Below are 1,190 nucleotides of genomic sequence, written 5' to 3' on the forward strand. Positions count from 1 at the left end.
GCCGATCGAGAAGCTGACTTTTATGACTTGTTTGCCTGTGCGAACCGTGAGGGGGCAGATTTTTTGATTCGAGCTACTCAAAACAGATGTTTAGAGTCCTCGTCCAACCATCTTAAAGAAGAGATGGAATTGGTCGAACCGCAAGTCACAATGACCGTTGAATTGAAGCGCAACCCAACTCGACCATCACGAGAAGCGACTTTAACTATTCGGTATAAAACCTTAACTATTCAACCCCCTCAAAATCGTCCTAAACAAGAGAAATTAAGTCCGATTAAACTACAAGTTATTTTAGTTAGAGAATCCGAGCCACCTTCTGAGTCAGAAGTAATTGAGTGGTGGCTGGTGACAACTTTACCTATTACTTGTATAGAGGATGTGACTACTTATGTGAGATCGCAAAAGTTATCGTTGGTTGATTGAGCGTTACCATTATGTATTAAAAAGTGGTTGTGGAATTGAGAAGCTACAATTAGAAACAGCAAAAAGGTTAGAAATGGCTCTAGCTACTTATTCTATCGTAGCTTGGCGTTTGCTTTATATTACTCATCTCGCTCGGCTCGCTCCTGATGCCAGTTGTGAAATCATGTTAGAACCTCCAGAATGGCAGGCTCTTTATGCAACAATTCATCACAAAAGTTATCCTCATTCTTACCCGCCAACTTTAGGGGAAGCGGTTGGTTGGATTGCTAAATTGGGAGGTTTTTTAGGGCGAAAACATGATGGTTTTCCAGGAGTTAAGACTTTGTGGCGTGGATTGACAAGATTGGATGATATTATGATGGGTTGGCTACTATTTAATCAACTAAAAACAACTTGAATCGGTATGTTTCGAGGTTTAAAATAGCTGTTATGACAAATTGTGTTGATGATCGAGCGTGATAATTTTGGTAAACCGCCGCCAATGGCAGAAAAACATTTTATTCTGTTTGTCCAAAATGTGCGATCGGGAAAAACCCCGATCGCGCTTGAGCGAACTCATTGAAAAAGCGAGACATCAATGAACATTCTTTGCAGGAGAATTCGTATTCGATTAGAATCGATCTCCCCAATAGCTCCTACACAAGTAGTTACTTTTGTCAACTTTCTTGTTAAGAAAGATGTTTATAACAATACTTCGGACAGTTTTTCTATGGCCCAATGACTTATCCTCGCTTGACTTTGAGCCACTGTGGATAATTAAATCAAAG

At 40.1% G+C, this 1,190-nt stretch carries 1 protein-coding gene and 1 pseudogene; both read left to right on the forward strand.

Translation table 11 applies throughout. The features are described from left to right. Positions 1–423: pseudogene (locus tag ACUVJL_RS34990) on the forward strand (hypothetical protein); the annotation flags it as partial. Further along, positions 416–820 carry an IS4 family transposase gene (locus ACUVJL_RS34995; protein WP_445250018.1) on the forward strand — a complete coding sequence of 135 codons (405 nt, stop codon included), beginning with the start codon at positions 416–418 and terminating at the stop codon, positions 818–820. The pseudogene ACUVJL_RS34990 and the gene ACUVJL_RS34995, both read left to right, overlap by 8 nt. Positions 821–1,190 lie beyond the last annotated feature (370 nt).

The sequence above is a fragment of the Microcoleus sp. OTE_8_concoct_300 genome (assembly GCF_031383065.1).
Classification (GTDB): domain Bacteria; phylum Cyanobacteriota; class Cyanobacteriia; order Cyanobacteriales; family Microcoleaceae; genus Microcoleus.